The following is a 21,697-nucleotide window of genomic DNA, read 5'->3' on the forward strand; positions in this document are numbered from 1 at the left end:
TCCTCTTACGCGTAAAACTCATATCCACGTACTGAAAAACGAGCAGAAGAAATCTTCTGCTCGCTGTTTAATACTGATTCTCTTCTAATGACAAGCTCGGTAAATGCTCTTGGAAGAAGCTAGCGAGGGCCTCCGCTTCACTTTCTGAGTTCAGTCGGAATATCTTTTTCAGATATCCAGGATTAATGGCGTCCTCTGAACTGAGAAGGGTTGATTGCCCTGTCTGCATACAGATCACCAACGGCTTTCCATAAAACTTGTGCGTAAATACAATTCCAAAGTCGTGGCGAGTGCCCTCCGATACAAATCCGAGAAAACGTACATTTGCGTTCTCCGAAACGTCATATAAGTGGTCGTAATGCTCCATCAGCAATCCCTCCTCGTCTTGAATTAGACTCCGAATACTATTTGAGTAAATATTCGGAGTATTAATAAGTATACGCGAAAACCCATGTTTTTGCTACCCTACACATTTTAACTTATCAAATGTCTGGGGTTTAGCACTCGGTCCTCGCCTTCTTGAATCCATCTCACTTTTTCTGCTCCGTGCAACGATTGAGCAACAAACGAGAGACATTCAAAGAACAATTCAACTACTGCTGTACTGTAGCGTTCCTCCATTTTCTCCAAGGCATACGTCAAACGAAAAATATCCGGAACACTCCGACGGCTTGCCTCAAGAACTTCCTTACCTTTTTGAGTTGGATACACATGTACAACACGTCCATCCAACTCCGATTTTTCGATTGTCACCATCCCTTTCTCCATCAATTTTTTAATATGAATGACGATAGATGAGGGGTGCCAAAAGGTCCAGTCCGCAATTTGAGTCACGCGTACACCTTCATAGCAATAGATGATCCAGAGAATATTTAGCTGAACAGAGGAATCCAACTCAGCTTCCTTCGCTGCTTTCTCCCAGTCTTCTTTGTTCACAACATCAATGGCGCGCATCGTGTTCAATGCTTCGAATACGTGTCTAATTGAGGCCTCCTGCATGGGTATACTCCTCCATGATCCTTGATCTTCATTCCTCGACTATATAAATAGTAGTTATATTTTACACTTTTCAGAAAAGACACGCAATTACTTTTAGTGGCAAATTACCGGCATTGCCAAAGAGTGGAAGCAATGCTACACTAAACGCAGATATTTTTCGGTACTGGGAGGGTGCAATTGTGAAACTGCAATCGGCCTACATCTATTTCGTAGAGGGCTCTACAGCCACTCATGCAAGCATTGACGACGTGAAAGCCAAGTTTACGCGATATGTGGAGATGACCTCCAAAACAGGTCAGCAGCTTGGCTGGACTTATGCAGATGCCGCTTTTCCTTATACAGTGGAGGACCGCCCTGAAGGAAAAGACTCCTGGTTTCTGTTAAAAGGAAAAGATCCAAATATGTACAAATCGATCATTGTAGGAGTCGGATCTACCGAAGAGGACGGGAAGGAAAAGCATTATGTGCAAATATCTTTACCTGAATCGGCGACTCACGGTGATAAAAACAAGGCAAATGAATATTGTCGTTACCTGGCTCGCGACTTCAAAGCCGAGCTCCATCTGTTTAATAATCGCATTCAGTACTTTCAACCACGCAAACCATAAATACGCTCGTCCAAAGCAGCCGACATGCATCGGCTGTTTTTTCGTGTATTACCCTCTTTGCCGCTGTTCTCATAGTAATACTAAAGAAGTAATTACAAGGAAAGTGGGGAGTTCATGGAACAACAGGCTTTTATTGATTTGGTCGCCGGCTCAGCCAGACAGTCGTACCTCACCTACCACTTGTTTCCTTCCGTTACGATCGCACAAGCCATTCTCGAATCTGGCTGGGGTAAAAAAGTACCCGTTGATGCTGTCACAGGACGATCTTCTTATAATTTGTTTGGAATTAAAGGGACAGGAACTGCTGGCTCTGTGAAGATCGTAAGTAATGAAGTCGAGAACGGTCAAATCGTGCCTCGCACGTCTGAATTCAAGGCGTATTACAACTACCAGCAATCCATCGATGATCACTCTCAGTTTTTACTAAAGCCTGCTTACAAAAAGGTTCTTACCGCCTCCACACCTTATGAAGCCGCACAAGCCCTTTCCAAAGCAGGCTACGCCACCGATCCTGATTATGCGGCCAAGCTGACCCGTATCATCGACACGTACAATCTGGCACAGTATGACCAGTTTACCCCTGAGGAGCCTTCTGCTTATCCGCAATGGAAGCTGGACCTGGGAAAAAGAGCACTGAAGGAGGGATTATTAACGTCTCCCGAATGGCTAAGCAAGCTGGATGAACCCATGCCAGTTTGGGCCGTACTTGCTGTAGCCTTACGATTATTGGATAAACAGCGTCAGGCGCCGTAAAAGCGACCGCGTATACGTACGTAAAAACAGAGAAAGACCCTCCATTGGAGAGTCTTTCTTTTTTCAAGTAAGGATACTTACGTGTAGACGAATCTTGCTAAACCTTCAGAACACCTAGACAGTTACATCTACGGTCAAAGAAGAGCAGCTTCTATAAAAACCAATAGAAGCCCGTTACCATGAGCACGTTGATCAAATCATTTGAGATCTCGATAGCGAGTAGAACCTTCCATCCACCATCCGAATGCCCAGATCTACGCAATATTCCAATCCTTGCGTCACTCCGTACAAAATCCACTCGGAAGAACGGTGGTTGATATCAAAATCAGTGTAAAGGTCAGTGCCGTCATCTCGGATCTCTCTGCGGTCAGTCACATCGAAAAGGCGTAAGACAAATGGCAGCTCGGCAAAAGGGATCGCAAATTTCTTTTCAACCTCCTGCTCGAACTCCTTCGTCATTTTCCACTCTGCTTGGATGGATTGCTCATCTTTCCAAGCAATGCATATACTCGGGCCTTCTACGTCTGTGGATGACCGCGGGGGATTTGTATCCATTCGCTCCCATCGTTCCTTTCTTTCATGTACTTGCTGTCACCAAATTATATTGGCTTTTCCGTCTATTATACCATGGGAACAGGTGGTGTGGAAACGCATCCAAGCTATAATTTTATCGCCCAACTGTAAATGAATTTTCTCCCACAACCACGTACGACTTGAATTTATCGGATTTCATTTGGACTTGAATTTTATAAGTGCCATAGCTATCTAGCTTCGTGGAAACAAAAGGCTCTGAGAAATAAAAGCTGTTTGCATTTTGAGTAGAGTATTTCCACTCTTTCCCTTTATCCACTTCTTTTCCATCTGGCGCGATCAATACAAGCTGCATTCTCAGATCTTTGGCAACCGGTGCATCATCCACCTCGACAAAAACGTTAAAGGTACGCGGGATGTTTTTATCGCTATATCCTTTTACCGGATTGCTGAATACAACATTTTTGTTTCGTGTCTGCTGAATGCCTTCGACGATCAACAGGTTAACGGTTGGCTTCACGATTTCCATTTTCCCTGTTTGCTGATCGTATAGGGCAAATCCACCCATTTTATTCACGATATCTTCTACCGATTCAGCGTTGGAAGCAGGCATATTGCTACCTACCTGTTCACCGCTGAGAAAAATGTGCATCGCACCTTCCCCTAAGGCAGTGGCAGTCCCCACACCTGCAACAGTCAACGCCAACAAGGCCGACAACCATGCTTTTTTCATGTCTTAATCCTCCTGTATGTTTGCGCAGCAGCGCTTGTTCTGTCCGAAATTTCTTCCCACTATTTTATACGTCTACACAAGCAAATAGTTGTGGTCAAATCACAAGTTTTTTCAACAATATCCACACTATCCACAGGTAAACTCAACCTAGGACAAACGACTTATTCACAGAGGTTGTTAATAACTACTTCCTACCCTTGACCCTATAAAAAGGAATGATCATGACAAAAAGCGTAAAAAAAAGAACGGCTTATATAAGCCGCTCTGATCCCATTTATGACCTATGACTGCTTGGAAAACCATGTGAAGTACCGGGAAACAGTATCGATTGCCACTTCGATCGCTTCCTCACTCGGTTCAATCTTTGCATGATGCAAGCCATAAGGTGTATTGACACCTAGCCAAAATAAAAACCCGGGGATTTCCGTCAAAAAGTAACCAAAATCTTCTCCTGTCATTGCTTCCTTGCAATGAACAAGGGTCACATCCTCGCATTCACTGCGTACCCAATCCATAAATTCTGTTGTCAGCTGCTCATCGTTATACACCTGACAATAGCCACAGCCATAATCGATCGCAGCTGAGCATTCGAAGCCCGCCTCCACACCTTTTACAAGCGATTCGATTCTGCTTTTGACAAGCGCCATGGACTCCATGGAAAAGGTCCGAATCGTGCCTTCCAGCCGTGCTTTTTCGGCGATAATATTTTGCTTCGTTCCACCCTCGATCTTGCCGACAGTAATGACAGCCGAGTCCAGCGGATCAATATTGCGTGCAATCACGGATTGTAGCTGTGTCACCAAATGACTTCCGGCAATCACCATATCGTTCGCCTTGTGCGGAAATGCTGCATGACCGCCTTTGCCGACCAAATCAATAAATAGTTCCGATGTGTTCGCAAATAAAATCCCAGGCTTCGTAGCAATGTGTCCTACTGGATATTCGGGAGCAATATGCAGAGCAAAAATGCAATCAGGACGCCAGCTTGCAAATTCCTCGCTCTCCATCATCGGCAAAGCTCCACCTGGACCTTCTTCAGCAGGCTGGAAGAGGAACAACAGGTCATCTGCTAGCGCGTTTTGCACAAAGTGCGTCAAAAGACCAAGGGCGATCGCCATGTGCATATCATGTCCACATGCATGCATATAGCCCTCATGCAGCGATCGAAATGGATACGATGTCTCCTCTACGATCGGCAGACCGTCCATGTCTGTACGCCAAGCGATCGTCCGTTTTGGAGCAGTACCTGCGATTTTGACGAGAATCCCTGTACGCCACAGCTTGATCTGGAGCCGCTCTTGGGGGAGCTTCTCCAGATAATCAAGCAAATACTTTTGTGTTTTTACTTCTTGAAAGCCTGGCTCAGGTATTTGATGCAAATCACGACGGATCTGCGCAAACGTGGAAGTTGCCATTATTTACGCTCCCTCCCTCATACTTGAGAGAGCTGTCAGCAAACGAGCAAAAACTTCCATAAACCGATCTACATCCTCTTTTGTCAAAGTCAGTGGCGGCAGCAGGCGAACAATAGTCTTCTGCGTCACATCGACGAGAATACCCTCCTCTAGCAATTGCTGCTGCAATTGACTCGCTTCTTCAGGAGAGACAGTGAGAGGAATACCGACCATCATGCCTTTCCCACGAAGTGCCTGAAGCTGATCACCTAGACGCTCGCGTAGTGCTTCCAGCTGATTCCAGAGGTATGCGATCACCTCATCCACACCTTTTGCAAAAGCGGGATCAAGAAGCTCGTCCATGACAGCATTCCCCAAAGCAGCCGATAGTGGCGAAGGAGCAAAGGTTGTACCATGGTCACCCGGCTTGAACTGGTTCATAAGCTTTGTACCGGCAATCACCCCACCAAGCGGCAAGCCTCCACCGACACCTTTGGCAAACAGTATCAGATCGGGAGTGACAGCAGCGTGCTGATAAGCAAAAAGCTTCCCTGTTCGCCCCATACCTGTCTGAATTTCGTCCATCGCAAACAGCATGCCCTCTTTCTGGCAGATCGCTGATACCTCTTGGAGGAATGTCTCCGACAGGGGAACTACTCCGCCAGAACCAAGGACAGGCTCCATCAGGACAGCAGCAGGTTTTACCTTTTGGCAAAGTTCGCGCAGACCAGCCGCATCCTCTGCATCCAGCTCATAAACAGAAAAAGCAGGCTGCGGGAAATCCTGATAGACGTGAGCTTGCCTGGTCAGTCGAACAGCGCCGAGGGTCCGTCCGTGGAAGCTATTCTTAAGGACCACAATCCCCTCACGTCCAGCACCCTCCGTCTTTGTCCACTTATGGATCAGTTTAATGGCAGCTTCTGTCGCCTCCGCACCGGAGTTGGTGAAAAATACTTTACCCGGGATCGTATGCTCCACCAGACGCTGCGCCAGACGAATCGCAGGCTGGTTGAGAAAGACATTGGATATATGCAAAAACTGCTCTCCTTGCTCATGAAGCGCGCGCAAAATACGTGGATGAGAGTGACCGAGCACATTCACTGCGAGTCCAGTGAACAAATCCAAATATTTTTTGCCGTTGGTATCGTACAAATAATTGCCTTCCCCTTTGGCGATTGCTATCGGAAGACGTTTGTACGTGGAGACGATGTATTGTTCATCAAGCGAACGCCAATCCATGACCACACACTCCCTTAGAGCTGACGTAGTTCCTGTTTGATTTCTGTTTTGGAGCGAGTCTTTTCATCGATTTGCTTGATGACACGAGCTGGAGTACCTGCTACTACTACGTATGGTGGTACGTCTTCAATGACCACCGCACCAGCTGCAACAACAGCGCCTTTCCCTACGCGCACACCCTCAAGCACCACTGCGTTGGCACCAATCACAACATCGTCTTCGATGACTACTGGCGTAGCAGAAGGCGGTTCAATTACACCCGCAATAACAGAGCCTGCACCGATGTGGCAGTTTTTCCCGATCGTTCCACGACCACCTACAACTACGTTCATATCAATCATCGTGCCCTCACCAATAACAGCACCGATGTTGATAGAAGCACCCATCATGATGACAGCGTTGTTGCCAATCGTTACTTGGTCACGAATGATCGCACCTGGTTCAATACGCGCTTGAATTCCTTTGGTATCGAGCAATGGGATTGCTGAATTGCGACGATCGCTTTCAACTACATAGTCCTCGATCTTGTCTTTGTTCTCAGTCAGTACAGGCTCGATTTCTTTCCATTCGCCAAATACGACACCTGTGCCCCCCGTGATGAATGCCTTTGCACTAGCTCCGAAGTCGATTCCCTCCAGATTGCCCTTCACATATACTTTCACAGGTGTTTTCTTTTCGCTTTTTTGAATAAACGCGATAATTTCGTTTGCATCCATCATGTTCACAGGTGAGTCCTCCTTTTAATTGAAAAGCTTGTAAGTTTTAGCGGAATGGTAATCTAGCTGAATCAGGAAGTATATACCTGAAGTTTACACCTTCTGATTCACTAAAAAAAGCAATGAGTGCATACGCTACCTCATTGCTTTGGATACTCCGCAAGCAAATCGTAAATAGCGCTCCACAAAAGGCTTACCACCTTTCATGACAGGATGATCATTCTTCACGATCCACCCCAACCATCGCTATTCAGGGGAATAGCAGCAGCTTCGGCGCTTTAGCCTTTCCTCCTTTTCCTGCCCCCTGGCAGATCACGAAAAGATGTACTCATCCTCGGCGCACCTCTATTTAGACTTCCATATAATAATTTCATTTAACTCTACCAAAATCAATGCGTTGTGGCAACAGCTTTATCAAAAATGAATTGTTTATTGACAACGATTCTCATTTTCATTATTTTGTTTATGAGAATGATTTTCATTACTAACTTGGAGGTTTTCTTTTTATGAGCTTTTTGATTGTTTACGCGAGCATGTCTGGAAACACACAGGAAATGGCTGAGGCCATCGCAGAAGGAATTCGTTCTACAGGTGCCACGCTGGTGATAAAGGAAGTGATGGATGCCAGTGCACGAGAGCTGGAGTCGTACGACGGAATTGCCCTTGGCGCGTATACATGGGGAGATGGAGAGCTGCCAGACGAATGCTTGGACTTTTATGAAGAAATGAACGACATTGAATTGAGTGGCAAAAAGGTCATCGCTTTTGGTTCATGCGACTCAAACTACGAGCATGTAGGTGCCGCTGTGGATATTCTATTAGAAAAAGCTCGTGAGCGTGGAGCAGAAACGCCATTGGAGGGACTGAAAATCGAGCTCACCCCCAATGCCAAGGAAGTTGAGAGATGCAAAGCTTATGGCGTTTCTTTTGTGGAATCACTCGGATTGTAACGAATATTTTCACTCTTTTATTCGAATTGCATTTCCTGCGGAGAGGAAACGTGGTACACTATCGATCCACCATTTTTTCTTTAGGAGGATCGCTCGATGCAATTACATACCGATGCCATCTATTTACGCCCTCTTCGTGAACAAGACGCAGCCGAGCTATTGGAGCTTCGGCTGCGTAACCAAGACTTTCTGGCACCATTCGAACCGATCCGTCCCCCTTCTCACCTGACATTGGAAGGTCAGCAGCAGCAAGTAGCCCAGGCCATACAGGACTTCGAAAATGAGACCGGATTTGCCTTTGGCGTTTTTCTTTCCGAAAAAGAGGAAATGATCGGCCGTGTCGTCTTGTCAAATGTCGTCCACGGTGCTTGGCAAAACGCAACATTGGGCTATTTTATGGATCAAAGCTGCAATGGACGCGGCTATACTACCTCCGCTGTTGGACTCGCTTTGCAATTCGCCTTTACCACTGCTAATTTGCACCGTGTTCAAGCTGCGGTCATGCCACGCAATCTCGGCTCTATTCGCGTACTCGAAAAAAACGGTTTTCGATATGAAGGATTATCCCTGCGCTATTTGCAAATCTATGGAAAGTGGGAAGACCACAACATGTATGCCATCACTGCTGAGGACTGGCATAAATAGTGCTCTTATTCTCCGGCTTGACGCAATCGCTCCAGGATTCGCCGTTTTTGGTACAGCATCATGCCAGCCTCGGCGACATCCTGTACAGTGGAACGATTGATATACGCCCCGAACAAAATGCCTGCGATCGGTACCATCTGAAACAGCTTTTTCCACCCAAAGTTTTCTGTATAGGTCACGACGACTTCTCTCCACCCCTGGAGCTGAGCAATGACATCTTTTTCAGTAGCTGGATCGTCGAAATGCGAAAGCTCATCGAGTATCGCCTTTTTACCAACGATATCAGAAGAAGCGAATTGAAGACATTTGACGACAAAAAGCCGCTCACGCTTCTCTTCGGGACGATAGCCATAGCACAAAGCCATTTCCTGAAGAATCTTGAGCGATGTGCCGAGCAAAAGCGGTATATCCAATGCCAATGTAAAAATACCACCAATCCCTGTCGTTGCCCCCTGCACGGTCGCAAAGGTCGCCCTGGACTCACTCATTTGCACAGCGACTGCGTTCATCTCTTTAAGTGGCAAAGAGGTAATCGTGTGTTTGTTCAACGTCACCCCTCCCGTATCGCTTTGGCGGGTACGAAACTTACTGTAAACGGCTTCATCAGAGACTAGGTAGGTGCCCCCTGTTTCCAAAAAGGCCGCCATCTCATCGACAGCTGTCCCGAGCTTTTCACGAATGAATTTTGGCGTCATTCTATCCAATAGAACAAAAGGTAGTCTCCCGAGCTTTTCCCAAAACCACAAATCCTTCTGTTTCTTTTCCCAGACCTCTACTTCTTTCAAGGCTTGTAGCAAAGATTCTTTAGACTCCATCCACGCGGCCCCTTTCCAAGCTTCTTTCTATTTTTTCCGTTTCAACTGACATTGGCTGCGAAGGATTTGCTTTACGTATTCCTGTAGCTCATCCTCTTTAGAAAAGGAGGTAAATTCCTCTATTTCTCTTACGATTCCGAGTTTCGAATGTTTCACTCTTCCCTCTTCGATAATAAAACCAAACTTCGCTAAAACGGCTTGCTGCTGTTCAGACATCCTGTCCCCTCCCGACAAAAAAACCCCCGCAAAAGAACGGGGGATACTGCTTCTCCCTATTGTACGTCAATCGTTAGGGAAAGAATCTCATCATTTTCCTTAAAAGCTGTCTGCTTGTTGTAGGATCTGTTCGATGACAGAACCTGGCAGCTTGAATAGCCGAGAGTGTTGGTTACTCGGATTGTGTATTCACCTGGTTTGGTATCATTGCTCGCTATGATTTTTTTGATGTTTAACTCATCTATTCCATTGTCATCATCATCGCGCGATCCCGGTTTTACCGAGTAAATAACCTTGCCATCGTAGAGCACCTCTGTCCGATTTTCAGAGATCATTTGATCCCCATTTGGAGCTTGACGGGAACCGAATCCAATTTCTCCATACGCCCACTCAACCTTTGGCATGTAGTAATTTCGGCCATCTTGTTTTATTTTTTTTGTTCCTGTGCGCTCAACATAGCTTGCCAAGAGAGTAACCTCTTGCCATTTATCCAAATCCTCGCTTGATTCAATGACTACCTTTTCTTCGTTTGAATATGTCTTACCGCTCTTTGTCTTTAAAGACATCGGCTTGCTCGGTGGCGCCACCCCTGATTCCATCTGATCACAAACCAATCCCGAGCGTGTTGGAGCGTTGTCCTCAACGACTTGCACGTATCCGCACCATGTTTGCTTCGGATCGCGCTTGCTGTAGTAATTTATTTTGTATCGCTCAGGTTTATATGTCGAAAGGTCCAGTGCCGTGTGATCCCAATTCAGCTTCGAGTTGTCTACGATTACGTTATTGACAGCCCATACACCTGGTCCCTCATCGCCCTGTACATCCGAGCCGTTCAAAAAATGGTCGGCAGCGGTTGACAACCAAACCACATGGATCGGCTTTTGATACACGTTCACGGTGTTATTGGACGAATAGAGATTTTCCTTTTCAATTCTAAGGGAGGAGCCTTTATTTTTTTGTGTGATCAAGTCAAGCGTTACCTGTGGTTCTGAAGGTCCGCAGGCACTAGGTGTACCGGGAATTTGAATTTGAACAGTAGCCACTTCACTCCTGCTTGTTCCTGGTGTTGACTTGCTGGAAATCGGCTCAAATGTAACTGTCAGTGCCATTCCCGCAAACGTATCCGGGACCACTACATCAAAATATTGAGAGTCCGTCAGTGTTTGACCTGTCCCATTCACCCACCAGCGTCCTGGGAATAACGAATACAGTTGAATTTGGCTTGGTGCCGCAGGAGCCGTAATCTTCTGATTCGGCGTGAGCTTCTGTCCGTTTGCATCTCTTCCCTGGTACAAATCAACCGACCCTACATGAATAGTCGTCGTCCAAGAAGGAAGATTCACATCGTCTGGCGTAAAGACCACTTCATATTGCCCCTCCATCATCGGACCCGCCTTATAGGTCTTTCCGGAAAAAGATTTCATCTCCTTTTTGGTGCCTTTTTCTAGGATAAACAGTTTCCACGTACCTGAGACTGTACTCGTAAATGTCTTGGTGCCATGCAGTCCAAATATCCCCATTACTCCATCCGAAGGGATCGCCTCTCCCTCTTCTTTTTCGCCTTCAAAGATGCTGAAATTGTTGCTACGTGATGCTACTTGAAAACGGACATGGACAGTGCTTTTCTGCCCTTTTCCGTCCGAGTTGACGAATGTTAATGTATGTACCCCAGCTGACAATTGGGACTCGGGTATTGAAAACCGAGGGACCTCCCACCTCAATACCGCATCCTCCGAGCGCTTCTCCCCAGATAATGCAGGCATTGCCACATTATCTAGCAAAATCTCATACTTATTCAGATTCGATCCGCTTCCATATGTCGTCTGTACCAGATCAATATCGAGTGGTGTCCCTGGAGGCAAAATAAACTCATCATTTTTCACCCAGTTCCATCCGTTTGCATCCACGCCGACTACTTGGTAATTGTTGAATCCAATCGTTTCGTGAATTGGCTGTTGTGCGGGTTTGAAGTGCTGGCTATTCGGTTTCGTCTCAGAAGCGGTCATGGCACCTAATGCGGGCGTTGCTACCCCTGACATCAGGGTGCCAGTTGCCAAGCACACGAGCAATGCTGATACAACCCATTTTTTCACGTATTGTCCTCTCACTTTCTTTCTAAAACTAGACAATTATATTCATTCGACAAAAAAAGCCAGTTCTCCTGTTAGTAGCAAGACAGGAAATGAATTCCCTGAAGGTGGTATAGGAAAAAACTATGTATTCATAAATTCAAATAGATTGAAATTATAGGCAATAAACTGGTAAAACAATAATAGGGGAGGGATACGATATGAATCCAGCAAACCAATGGAATGCTGATCTCTATGACGATAAAATGAACTTTGTTTCTCATTATGGCAGAGGATTAATTGATTGGCTACAGCCGCTTTCGACTGAACGCATTTTGGACCTAGGCTGTGGTACTGGAGATTTGACTGCTGAAATAGCAAAATCCGGTGCAACAGTAATGGGTGTCGATTTTTCTGCCGATATGATACGTAGTGCCCAGCAAAAATATCCTCATCTACCTTTTCAGGTTGCGGATGCGCATACGTATCGTACCGAAAAACAATTCCACGCCATCTTTTCCAATGCTGCTCTACACTGGATGAAAATGCCTGAAAAAGTTATTGAGTCCGTCTGGCATGCGCTAGCTCCAAAAGGAAGGTTTGTGGCAGAATTCGGCGGCAAAGGTAACTGCGGGCTTGTTGTGGATGCTTTGCGCGTCGCCCTTGCACAAAAAGGTATTTTGGCTGATGAGCGGATGCCTTGGTTTTTTCCGAGTATTGGCGAGTACGCTGCTCTGTTAGAAAAACAAGGATTTCGCGTCGTATTAGCCTCTCATTTTGATCGTCCCACTACGATGCCTGATGGCGATCACGGATTGCGTCATTGGTTGGACTCTTTTTGTAGTCCGTTTTTCACGAATATGTCCGCTGGTGAAATCAATGACGTCTGTTTGCAAGTAACGGAGCTGTTACGTCCCGTCCTGTTCCAGGATGGCAAATGGATTGTCGATTACAAGCGTATCCGCGTGATTGCCATTAGAACAAGCGAATAGGAGGAACACCGCTCATGAAACGAATTGCTTGTCTACATGGTCACTTCTCCAATATTTCCTTGCTCGCAGACGCTTTTGCTCCTGTTGAAATGGACATGGTGCATTATGTTGATCCTGGCTTGCTTCTCAATTCGGAAGGCAAGAATGCCCTCACGAAAGAACAATCGCAAGCAAAGCTGGTCGAGCAATTGAACTGGATGAAAACAAGTGATCCGGATGCGATGGTAATTACCTGCACACAATATGCAGCTTGCTTAACCGATGAAATGGAGGCTGCCAGCTCCTCACCGATCTTTACGATTGACAAGCCATTTTTTCATGAAATAACCCATTGTACAGAGCCACAAATCCTCCTCTTCTCCAACCCTGCGACCGTAGAACCTACGATGACGCGATTACGTGTATACGCCCAATCGAGAGGATTACATCCGCGTATTGAGGTTCACGTCATGGAAGGGGCTTTTGCCCTTTTAATGGAAAACAAGCAGGACACCTACCGTGAGGCTGTGAAAAATGAGCTGCAAAGGCTTTCCGCAGGTAGGCACCATACATCTCTTTCTGTCGCTCAGCTGTCGATGGCACCTGTCGCCCATCAATTTACTCAGGAAACCGGAATTGCTGTAGCTCATCCTTTACTTAGCTTGGTTTCACAAATGATCCAGAAGCTCCATTTAAAAAGTTTTGCTTAGACGAATAGCAGATAGCCCCGCGTGAACGTCCACAATACGTTGCACGCGGGGCTACTTTTTTTGCGATCAAGAGAAGAAAGAGTTACATCCCTTCGCCGTTCATCATTAACACTTCATCGCCTTCATTTAGACCATCAATAATTTCAACAAAATCTGTACCTTCTACACCTACTTTCACTTCTTTCGGCGTAGGCTCTTCGGTACTTGGATCTTTGACCATCACCGATCCTTTGCCTTCTTCCAAAAACTCTACCGCATTGATAGGCAATCGTTTTACATTCTCTTTTTGCTCTACGTATATATCACAATCACCTGTCATTCCGTGCTTCATATCTTTTGTATCGCTGAGCTCTATTTTTACAGCAAAGCGAACAGTCTTGTCTTCTTTTGTACCTTCTTTTGGTAGCTCGGTAACTTTTCCTTTGAAAGGCTTGTTTCCAAAAGCTGTTACAAAAACATCAACGCTCTGCCCCAGCTTGATGGCAGGAATATCAATTTCGTCGACTGCCGCCACAAAATAAACCGACGTTGTATCCATAATAACCACAGCTGGTTCGCCTGAGCTTGGTGATTCTCCTTCTTTAATATTAACCTTTGTAATCACACCACTGATTGGGGCTTCTACTTGCTTTTTCGCGATTTCTCGCTTCTTTTGCTCCATCGTCAATAGTGACTCTTTTAGCGACAGCTCTTTCTCCTGCAGCTCGAGGTCGGCTGATGTCATGTCCATTTTAAAGAGGAGTTGACCTGCTTTGATTTCATCGTCCTTCTCAAAATTTACTTTTGAAATTTTGCCGTGTGTACCAGCTAATACTTCCATCTCATCAGGAAGCTCAAAAGGCGCTCTTTTACTTGTGTACAAAAGACCTTTTGGATCGGTATAGTGAACTTCAGCAATATCCCCGACGTATAGTGCTCCCGGTTTTTTGACGAGTACGTCAACACTATGTAACGCGCCCGAACCCTGCTCCTTTTTACCAACTAAGTCAACTGCAGTAACTACACCGTCTATATAATAGAGTGACGCTGTAATAAAGACCTTTACTTTTTGCCCCACCCGGAACTGCTCTGCTTCATAAGCTGTAAACTTCCCAGAGATTTTCAGATAATCTGTATTCGTAAGCTTGGCTACCACAGTATCTGGCGTAACCGTATCTCCATCCTTGACGAGGATTTCCTTTACCTTCCCCGCTTTATCCGAGTGAATAGTGTCTTTTTTATTCTTCAGTTCAGCCAATTCTTTCTGGGCGCGTAGAATCGACAGCTCTTGCTTTTGCATTTCCAATTGGGCGTCTGCACTATCTACCGTAAACAATACGTCACCCTTTTTAATCGATTGCCCTTCCTTTACGAGCAGGCGCTGTACCTTGCCGCTAATTTCTGGTTTTACTTCCTCACGCGCCTTGGCCTCTACCGTACCAGAGGAGAAAATGACTTTTTTCACTTCTCCCATCTCGACGGCAGCAGTAGGAAAGGATGGTTTTTCCATTGGCATTTCTTCCGTAGCCGCATCTTTACCTGTGAAATAAGTGTAGCCGTAGTATCCCCCACCACCAAGGACGACCGCAATCGCCGCTATGATGATCCATTTTTTCTTTGACTTTTTCTTCTCCATATCTTTTCTTCCTCACATTTCTTTATTCAGATCGAATCGCTTGCAAAGCACTCAGACGAGATGCACGGATCGCTGGGAAAATACCTGCCAACAGACCGATGATAAAGGAAAATCCGATTGCAAACAGTGCCAGCCAGGCCGGAATAACTGCCAATTTGCTAGGTTCAGCCTCTTCGCCGCCTCCGCGGCCATATCCCATGTTCAGTCCATCCAGGAGTCCTCCAGAAGCGCCGAAGTAGTTTACGAGCTCTACCGCTCCCCAGGCCATTCCCAAGCCAGCCAAGCCACCGATTAGCCCGATAAAACCAGATTCCATTAGGAACAACCAGCGTATGTTGAGTACCGTGGCTCCGATTACTTTCATGATACCGATCTCTTTGGTCCGCTCCAAAATGGACATGATCATCGTATTTACGATACCAATTGTCGCTACCAACAGAGAAATAGCTGCAATTCCGCCGAGAACCATTTGAATCACAAAGAAAAACTTGTTGATGGTCTCAAGCTCTCGCGCTGGCGACCATACCTCATAGCCCTTTTCCTTCAATGCTTTGACGACACTCTCAACCATTTCACGGGATTCTACCTTGACCGTCATCTGGTCAAATTCAAATTTATCCTTTTTCGCCTCTTCTCGCGTGCGGCGAGTATTCCTGTCCGAACCCTCATCTCCCCGACTCCTGTTTACCCAGTCATTCAACTCTTTCACGACGCTAAGCGGTGCGTAGACAGCTGACGAGTATCGCCGGTTTTCCGACTGTCGCAGTTGGCCGACAACGCGTACACGCACTTCCTTTTTCTCGTACTTTGGCTCGTCATCGATGCGGTATTCCCGAGTGAGTACGATCGTGGCTGCCTTATCTACCAGATTAAAGGCGGCTGTTTGCTCTCCGCCCCCCATATCAGGTGGCATAAAGGCTCCCCCCCCACCTGAACGGTTGGAGTCCGCATTTCGTCGGCGTGCATCTCGTTTTTCTTTTTCTACATCGCGCATTTCACGCGGAACATCATAGGCTACTACGATTTCTTGCGGCGACCCTGACAAATAGGCCCCTTTTTCCACATCGTTCTTTCGGTACTCTGCTGATTCATTCACGTCCACCCCAATGAGCTCAACATAGCCCTCGCGCCGTCCTACCTTGAGCTTGGCCTGTTCATAAAGCCGCTTCATCGGCATGACTGCCGCAATTCCTGGTATTTGCTTTAGCTCCTGAACGGCTTCCATATTCAGCTTTTTCCGCTCATCCTCGGGAATCATCCGATCCTCTTCGTAGATGTAATACATCGGCTCTACATCCATCTCGGTTAAATTCCCAAAATTCTCCAAGCTCTTTACTGCACTTTCCTTCAACCCTAAGCTTAGTGCTATCATGGCGACGATGGCGGCTGTTCCGATCATGACACCAACCGAGGTTAGTGCCGTACGGAGCTTCATCCGCCACAGGTTTCGCCAGACGATGCGAAAAGAATCAATTATCTTCACAATGTGTTCACCTCATACCCTCGCCTACGCTGGTCTCGTCCTTTTTTGTACTACCCGACCGTCCTGTAAATAAATGACACGGTCAGACTGTTCTGCTACTTCCTGCTCATGGGTAACGATGATGAACGTAGTCCCATTTTCTTTGTTCATTTGTTTCATCAGGTTCATGATCTCTTGCTCTGTCTTACTGTCCAGATTCCCTGTTGGTTCATCCGCCAAAATAATTCCAGGCTGATTAACCAACGCCCGCGCGATACTTACCCGTTGCTGCTGTCCGCCACTCAGCTCATTCGGCCTGTGGTCGATACGTCCTTCCAGCCCGACTCGCTCCAAAATCTCAGTCGCTTTTGCTCGACGCTTTTTCACGCCCTCTCCTGCAAAAATCAAAGGAAGCTCTACGTTTTCCAGCGCTGTCAAATTGGGCAGCAAATTGTACGACTGGAAAATAAAGCCCATGCTCTTCCGGCGAAACAAGCACAATTCGTTCTCGCTATAGCTGGAAATCTCCGCTCCACTGACCATGACACTGCCTTCCTCTGGTTTGGTCAAGCCGGCGAGCAGGTTGAGAAGTGTTGACTTCCCTGATCCTGAAGATCCGCATAAAGCCACAAACTCGCCCTTGTTCACGTGCAGGTTTATGTCAAACAGTACAGGTACTTTGATCTTGCCCGTTCCGTAGCTGTGATTGACACCTGTGACAGTCAGTTCTCCTAACGCGTTAGCCATCTGTTTACACCTCATTCGTTCACAAAAATGGAAATGATTAAAACATCTCATACTAAAGACGCAGGATGTTCAAAAACGTAACGCAAATTAGGAAACATTTTAACGTTCACACAGATGCAACATGTTCTTCAAAATTATGTAACAATCCTGTAACCATTCCCTACCAAAAGCCTGCTATGATAGAGGTGTCAAGAACAAATGAGAGGGCAGATAAAAAATGACCATCTACCGCTTTTTATTCGAAACCGCAACACGCCGATGGGTTGAAATCATCAAAGCTCCAAGCATGTTCGAAGCTGCAAAACAAGCCAAGCAGCTGGCAACAAAACGCTCCAAGTCAATGTCCACGACCATTTCCTTCTCCTTTCATCACGCCACTTCGCGTTAAGAGAGTGAAATTTAAAGATATTTTTGAAACCGCTTTCTCTTTTGGGGAAGGCGGTTTTTTTACGTGCAGTCACTACACCTCCGTTTGGAAGTGCTGAATTTTGCTAGTACAGCTTTTTATTTCAGGGGATATTATTGACACCACCGATTTTTTCCTCTTAATATAGAAGGAGACAGTACAGCGCATGACAGTATAGTTCCGCAGCGTCATGACTGCGGCACAAAGGGAGATAATCGAAATGACCATTCGCAAAGCACTGACCATCGCAGGCTCTGACACAAGCGGCGGAGCTGGCCAACAGGCCGACCTTAAAACCTTTCAGGAGCTCGGCGTTTTCGGGATGACCGCGCTCACAGTCATCGTGGCACAGGATCCACACAATGAGTGGTTCCACGAGGTTTTTCCTATCGACGTGGCTATCCTCGAAAAACAAATCGAAACCGTTCTTTCGGGTATCGGTGTTGATGCAGTGAAAACTGGCATGCTCGGCACCACAGAGCTGGTCGAGCTGGCTACCCGCAAGATTGACCAATATCAATTGAAAAACGTTGTTGTTGACCCAGTCATGATCTGCAAAGGTGCTGACGAAGCCCTCCATCCGGAAATCGCGATCAGCTTGCGCGAGGTTTTGCTGCCGCGCGCTACAGTCGCAACACCAAATCTGTTCGAAGCAGGTATCTTGAGCCAAATGGGCGCTCTGAAAAGCGTAGATGATATGAAGGAAGCAGCAAAACGCATCCATGACTTTGGCACAGCCTATGTCGTTGTAAAAGGCGGAAGCAAGCTACAGGTTGGAAATCATGCTGTCGATGTTCTGTATGATGGACAATCTTTTGAGGTGTTGGAATCGGAGCGTTTTGAAACGACCTTCACTCACGGCGCAGGCTGCACGTTCTCTGCTGCAATCTGTGCAGAGCTGGCAAAAGGAAATTCCGTACGCGAAGCAGTTGGCGTAGCAAAAGATTTCATTACAGAAGCCATTCGTCATTCCTTTGCCCTGAATAAATACGTAGGACCAACCAACCACGGTGCGTACCGTTTGAGCAAGCAAGCATAAGCTTTTCACTTCTTCAAGCCATAAACACAACAAAAACTCCTGACAAACCAAGTCTTGTGATTGGTCGGTCAGGAGCTTTTTCATGCTTCTTTTTTGATTGGCGCCCCTGATTTCAAAGGAACCGAAGCAGGCTTTTTCCGAATGGAGCTGACTGTAAATATGATTAATGCTCCCCAGATGAGTGAGAAACTGATCATATGCGTCGTTGTAAATGGCTCATGAAACAGAAAAATGGCAGACAAGAGTGAAATCGTCGGGGATAAATACTGAATAAAGCCAATCATCGAAAGTGGCAGACGAGCAGCAGCCTGGGCGAACCAATAAAGTGGCAGCGCTGTCCCTACTCCAGCTAGTGTCAACAGCAGTACTTGCCACCAGGCGAGCGCTGAAACAGTCTCTGTACCGTTGATTTGTATCATGAGCAGATAGGCGAGTGCAATCGGCGCCACAAAAAGCGTCTCCCAGGCCAGACCAATAATCGCTTCCAGCTTCACTAGCTTTTTGGCCAGACCGTAAAATGCGAACGTGAGCGCAAGCGAAAGTGCAACCCAGGGAAACTCTCCGTACTGAATAGTGATGTACAAAACACCACAGCTTGCCAATGCGAGCGAAATCCACTGACCTACATGCATCTTTTCTTTTAAGAAAATGACACCCATTAAGACCGTAATCAACGGGTTCATGTAGTAGCCGAGGCTCGTTTGCATAACCTGATCATTATTCACTGCCCAGATGTACAGAAGCCAGTTGGCACTAATTAATAGCGAGCAAACGATCAATGCCCCAACCATTTTGGCGCCTGAAACGGATTCCCGTAGCTTACGAGTGCGCTTGGTAACAACGATAATAATAGCAACAAACACGACTGACCAAACAATCCGATGCGCGAGGATTTCCCAAGCCCCCATCGCTTGGAACACTTTCCAATACAGCGGGAGCAGGCCCCACATAAAGTACGCAGCAATCGCGTAAAAGACTCCCTGTTTCATATTTCTTTGCCTCCAAACGATTTCGCTTTACCTTTAGATAGTAGTGTAACGGAATAATCCTCAATCGGCTATGTATTTACAGCCAGAATACAGCTTTATTACACTTTCGTTCACTACCGAGGCAGCAGAGCAGCTAGCTATCTTATTACCATATTATCAGGATAAAGCCGCAGACAAAATTTCATTGTACCAATTTTATAGCTATAGTACAATAGTGATTATTCTTCCGAGTTTAGTCATAAGAAAGGATTTTTTACCTATGACATACTGGCGTTCTGTATTTTTAGTAATAATCGGTGCATGCAGTTACGGAGTTCTCTCGCTTTTTTTAAAACACGGATTTCAAATCGGGTACACACCATATGAGCTTAGTGGAAGCCAGTTAATATTTGGTGGTCTAATCATGATCGTGATGGCTTCCCTCTTTTCACGGGAACGGTTTCGCTTCAAGTATTTGCTCGTACTTGCTCCCGTCAGCCTCATGATGGCATCAACGAGCTTTTTTTATCATCAGTCAGTTAGCCGCGTCTCAGCATCACTTGCTATCGTATTACTTTTCCAGTTTACGTGGATTGGTGTACTGCTTGAGTCAATCGTCGACCGCAAGTGGCCTACGATTGAAAAATGGGTGTCGTTGATCATGCTGGGAGTCGGTACCGTACTTGCTAGCGGGCTCGGTGAAACCGGATTGCAAAACGTAAGTCTCTCTGGACTGATATATGGACTCTTGTCTGGTGCTACCTTTGCTTCTGTCATTTTCTTTAGCGGTCGCATCCTACCGCAGATGAATCCTTACTTGCGAAGTGCGATTACGATTAGCATGGCTGGCGTGATGCTTTCCATCGTTTACCCGCCATCCTTTCTCATAAATGGTCAGCTTACCTCCGGGCTTTTGCCTCTCGCTCTTTGCGTTGCTGTGTTCGGGTCGGTTATCCCGATTTTCTGCTTAGCAGTTGGCGTCCCGCGCATCGGAAACGGACTGGCTACTATTTTGAGCGCAATTGAATTGCCTACTGTCGTATTGCTTTCCAGCTTTGTCCTCCACGAGAATGTGACGCTCACGCAGTGGGGCGGCGTTTTGATGATTCTCGCAGCGATTGGCGTCCCGCAAATCAAGTGGCGTCACTTGTTTGCTCCTTCGCAACCATTGCAAAAACGAAGCATGTAACAGTAAAAGGCGTGTCGGCCGTAATTCGTTCCGACTCGTCTTTTTAATATTTCTGGCCAAATAAACTGTTGTGACAGGCAGGAACCTACGTTCTCTTCACGGAAATACTTGGGAGCTGATTTCAGAAAAAGATAAGAGGAGGTCGTACAGGATGGAAAAGCGCCATATCGTGCTGTTCCAGCAGCTTCAGGATTATCGAAGTGAAACCTTGCACGCTGTTGAGGGATTGACTGAGGAAGAAGTCAATATCGTACCAAAAAAATTCAACAATAACATCCTCTGGAATTTGGGCCATATCTACCTGGATCAATATTTGTGGATTTCGCACATAACAAAGGAAGAAATATCTCTTCCACCCGGGTTTCATGAATGGTTTGCTTATGGCACAAAGCCAGCTGACTGGCAAGCATCCCCACCCTCTCTGACCACAATTCATCAGCTGCTTGCAGCCCAGCCTGAACAGATCCGCGCCCTTTACAGCGAGCGTCTGGAAGAGGAATTCCCTGCCACAGAATCAGGCATGCACACAATTTCTCAGGTACTAGTCAGAACGATTTTTCATGAAGGGCTACATCTGGCAGCAATTACAGCGATTCGTCGCTTCCTGCGTGACAACCACAATGTCCAAAGCTGAATAACAAAGTATCAGGCTCTACCAAAAAAAGCTCAGCAGCATCACCTCAAAAGGCTTTGCTCTGAGCTTTATAGTTATGTAGGTTGGTGCGGTCGGCGAGACTCGAACTCGCACGGGTCGCCCCGCCACCCCCTCAAGATGGTGTGTCTGCCAATTCCACCACGACCGCAAATGTCTGATTCAATTCAAATAGAAAATGGGGCGATCGATGGGACTTGAACCCACGAGTGCCGGAGCCACAATCCGGTGCGTTAACCCCTTCGCCACGACCGCCATAGTATCCAATCT

Annotated in this window: 24 protein-coding genes, 2 tRNA genes and 1 riboswitch; of the genes, 10 read left to right on the plus strand and 16 right to left on the minus strand. The window is 46.4% G+C overall.

Annotation, left to right across the window (positions count from 1 at the left end; genetic code table 11):
• Positions 1-67: 67 nt before the first annotated feature.
• Together C3B52_RS17755 and C3B52_RS17760 are read right to left on the minus strand one after the other, a co-directional pair.
• Positions 68-367: a DUF3055 domain-containing protein gene (locus C3B52_RS17755; protein WP_049738460.1), complete on the minus strand. Its 300-nt coding sequence runs from the start codon at positions 365-367 to the stop codon at positions 68-70.
• A gap of 107 nt (positions 368-474) precedes the next feature.
• A complete protein-coding gene (locus C3B52_RS17760) occupies positions 475-999 on the minus strand; it encodes a MarR family winged helix-turn-helix transcriptional regulator (protein ID WP_049738459.1) in 525 nt (174 codons plus the stop codon).
• Positions 1,000-1,178: 179 nt separating this feature from the next.
• Between C3B52_RS17760 and C3B52_RS17765 the strand changes: the two genes are divergently transcribed.
• Together C3B52_RS17765 and C3B52_RS17770 are read left to right on the plus strand one after the other, a co-directional pair.
• Positions 1,179-1,607, plus strand: a complete 429-nt coding sequence (locus tag C3B52_RS17765; RefSeq protein ID WP_103107737.1) for a DUF1885 family protein — start codon at positions 1,179-1,181, stop codon at positions 1,605-1,607.
• A 114-nt stretch (positions 1,608-1,721) separates the two neighbouring features.
• Positions 1,722-2,360, plus strand: coding sequence for a glycoside hydrolase family 73 protein (locus C3B52_RS17770; RefSeq protein ID WP_103107738.1), 639 nt, complete (start codon positions 1,722-1,724; stop codon positions 2,358-2,360).
• A gap of 192 nt (positions 2,361-2,552) precedes the next feature.
• Here C3B52_RS17770 and C3B52_RS17775 read toward each other — a convergent pair whose 3' ends face one another.
• From C3B52_RS17775 to dapD, 5 genes are all read right to left on the minus strand, one after another.
• Positions 2,553-2,915: a DUF4912 domain-containing protein gene (locus tag C3B52_RS17775; RefSeq protein WP_103107739.1), complete on the minus strand. Its 363-nt coding sequence runs from the start codon at positions 2,913-2,915 to the stop codon at positions 2,553-2,555.
• A gap of 112 nt (positions 2,916-3,027) precedes the next feature.
• Positions 3,028-3,624, minus strand: a complete 597-nt coding sequence (locus C3B52_RS17780; protein WP_103107740.1) for a hypothetical protein — start codon at positions 3,622-3,624, stop codon at positions 3,028-3,030.
• A 281-nt stretch (positions 3,625-3,905) separates the two neighbouring features.
• Positions 3,906-5,039 carry an N-acetyldiaminopimelate deacetylase gene (locus tag C3B52_RS17785; RefSeq protein ID WP_103107741.1) on the minus strand — a complete coding sequence of 378 codons (1,134 nt, stop codon included), beginning with the start codon at positions 5,037-5,039 and terminating at the stop codon, positions 3,906-3,908.
• A 3-nt stretch (positions 5,040-5,042) separates the two neighbouring features.
• Entirely contained in the window at positions 5,043-6,257 is a 1,215-nt protein-coding gene (locus C3B52_RS17790; RefSeq protein WP_103107742.1) for an aspartate aminotransferase family protein, read from the minus strand.
• A 14-nt stretch (positions 6,258-6,271) separates the two neighbouring features.
• The gene (gene dapD, locus C3B52_RS17795; RefSeq protein ID WP_103107743.1) at positions 6,272-6,982 is read right to left on the minus strand and encodes a 2,3,4,5-tetrahydropyridine-2,6-dicarboxylate N-acetyltransferase; all 711 of its coding nucleotides are present in this window, start codon (positions 6,980-6,982) and stop codon (positions 6,272-6,274) included.
• A 158-nt stretch (positions 6,983-7,140) separates the two neighbouring features.
• A riboswitch (Lysine riboswitch) is annotated at positions 7,141-7,329 on the minus strand.
• Between the two features lie 150 nt (positions 7,330-7,479).
• Between dapD and C3B52_RS17800 the strand changes: the two genes are divergently transcribed.
• Positions 7,480-7,923, plus strand: coding sequence for a flavodoxin (locus tag C3B52_RS17800; protein WP_103107744.1), 444 nt, complete (start codon positions 7,480-7,482; stop codon positions 7,921-7,923).
• 96 nt (positions 7,924-8,019) lie between these two features.
• Positions 8,020-8,568 carry a GNAT family N-acetyltransferase gene (locus C3B52_RS17805; RefSeq protein ID WP_103107745.1) on the plus strand — a complete coding sequence of 183 codons (549 nt, stop codon included), beginning with the start codon at positions 8,020-8,022 and terminating at the stop codon, positions 8,566-8,568.
• Between the two features lie 5 nt (positions 8,569-8,573).
• On the opposite strand, the gene C3B52_RS17810 is transcribed toward C3B52_RS17805, so the two are convergent.
• Genes C3B52_RS17810 through C3B52_RS17820 form a run of 3 tightly spaced genes read right to left on the minus strand, consistent with a single transcriptional unit; the run spans position 8,574 to position 11,692 of the window.
• Entirely contained in the window at positions 8,574-9,383 is an 810-nt protein-coding gene (locus C3B52_RS17810) for an EcsC family protein (protein ID WP_103107746.1), read from the minus strand.
• 27 nt (positions 9,384-9,410) lie between these two features.
• Positions 9,411-9,599, minus strand: a complete 189-nt coding sequence (locus C3B52_RS17815; protein ID WP_103107747.1) for a hypothetical protein — start codon at positions 9,597-9,599, stop codon at positions 9,411-9,413.
• Between the two features lie 56 nt (positions 9,600-9,655).
• Positions 9,656-11,692: a hypothetical protein gene (locus C3B52_RS17820; protein WP_103107748.1), complete on the minus strand. Its 2,037-nt coding sequence runs from the start codon at positions 11,690-11,692 to the stop codon at positions 9,656-9,658.
• 197 nt (positions 11,693-11,889) lie between these two features.
• On the opposite strand from C3B52_RS17820, the gene C3B52_RS17825 reads away from it, so the two are divergent.
• Both C3B52_RS17825 and C3B52_RS17830 read left to right on the plus strand, forming a co-directional pair.
• The gene (locus C3B52_RS17825; RefSeq protein WP_103107749.1) at positions 11,890-12,660 is read left to right on the plus strand and encodes a class I SAM-dependent methyltransferase; all 771 of its coding nucleotides are present in this window, start codon (positions 11,890-11,892) and stop codon (positions 12,658-12,660) included.
• Between the two features lie 14 nt (positions 12,661-12,674).
• Positions 12,675-13,349, plus strand: a complete 675-nt coding sequence (locus tag C3B52_RS17830) for a hypothetical protein (RefSeq protein WP_103107750.1) — start codon at positions 12,675-12,677, stop codon at positions 13,347-13,349.
• Positions 13,350-13,431: 82 nt separating this feature from the next.
• Here C3B52_RS17830 and C3B52_RS17835 read toward each other — a convergent pair whose 3' ends face one another.
• Genes C3B52_RS17835 through C3B52_RS17845 form a run of 3 tightly spaced genes read right to left on the minus strand, consistent with a single transcriptional unit; the run spans position 13,432 to position 17,173 of the window.
• Positions 13,432-14,964, minus strand: a complete 1,533-nt coding sequence (locus C3B52_RS17835; protein WP_103107751.1) for an efflux RND transporter periplasmic adaptor subunit — start codon at positions 14,962-14,964, stop codon at positions 13,432-13,434.
• Positions 14,965-14,986: 22 nt separating this feature from the next.
• Positions 14,987-16,447, minus strand: coding sequence for an ABC transporter permease (locus C3B52_RS17840; RefSeq protein WP_103107752.1), 1,461 nt, complete (start codon positions 16,445-16,447; stop codon positions 14,987-14,989).
• A gap of 24 nt (positions 16,448-16,471) precedes the next feature.
• On the minus strand, positions 16,472-17,173 hold the full coding sequence (locus tag C3B52_RS17845) for an ABC transporter ATP-binding protein (RefSeq protein ID WP_103107753.1): 702 nt from the start codon (positions 17,171-17,173) through the stop codon (positions 16,472-16,474).
• Positions 17,174-17,390: 217 nt separating this feature from the next.
• On the opposite strand from C3B52_RS17845, the gene C3B52_RS36505 reads away from it, so the two are divergent.
• A complete protein-coding gene (locus tag C3B52_RS36505; protein ID WP_162839527.1) occupies positions 17,391-17,561 on the plus strand; it encodes a hypothetical protein in 171 nt (56 codons plus the stop codon).
• A gap of 238 nt (positions 17,562-17,799) precedes the next feature.
• The gene (gene pdxK, locus C3B52_RS17850; RefSeq protein WP_103107754.1) at positions 17,800-18,618 is read left to right on the plus strand and encodes a pyridoxine/pyridoxal/pyridoxamine kinase; all 819 of its coding nucleotides are present in this window, start codon (positions 17,800-17,802) and stop codon (positions 18,616-18,618) included.
• Between the two features lie 80 nt (positions 18,619-18,698).
• On the opposite strand, the gene rarD is transcribed toward pdxK, so the two are convergent.
• The gene (rarD, locus tag C3B52_RS17855) at positions 18,699-19,607 is read right to left on the minus strand and encodes an EamA family transporter RarD (protein ID WP_103107755.1); all 909 of its coding nucleotides are present in this window, start codon (positions 19,605-19,607) and stop codon (positions 18,699-18,701) included.
• Between the two features lie 259 nt (positions 19,608-19,866).
• Between rarD and C3B52_RS17860 the strand changes: the two genes are divergently transcribed.
• Positions 19,867-20,775, plus strand: a complete 909-nt coding sequence (locus C3B52_RS17860; protein ID WP_103107756.1) for an EamA family transporter — start codon at positions 19,867-19,869, stop codon at positions 20,773-20,775.
• 151 nt (positions 20,776-20,926) lie between these two features.
• Entirely contained in the window at positions 20,927-21,409 is a 483-nt protein-coding gene (locus C3B52_RS17865) for a DinB family protein (protein ID WP_103107757.1), read from the plus strand.
• An 84-nt stretch (positions 21,410-21,493) separates the two neighbouring features.
• Here C3B52_RS17865 and C3B52_RS17870 read toward each other — a convergent pair.
• Positions 21,494-21,578, minus strand: a tRNA-Leu gene (locus tag C3B52_RS17870).
• Positions 21,579-21,606: 28 nt separating this feature from the next.
• Positions 21,607-21,682, minus strand: a tRNA-His gene (locus C3B52_RS17875).
• Positions 21,683-21,697 lie beyond the last annotated feature (15 nt).

Source organism: Brevibacillus reuszeri (assembly GCF_002897295.1).
GTDB classification, from domain to species: domain Bacteria; phylum Bacillota; class Bacilli; order Brevibacillales; family Brevibacillaceae; genus Brevibacillus; species Brevibacillus reuszeri_A.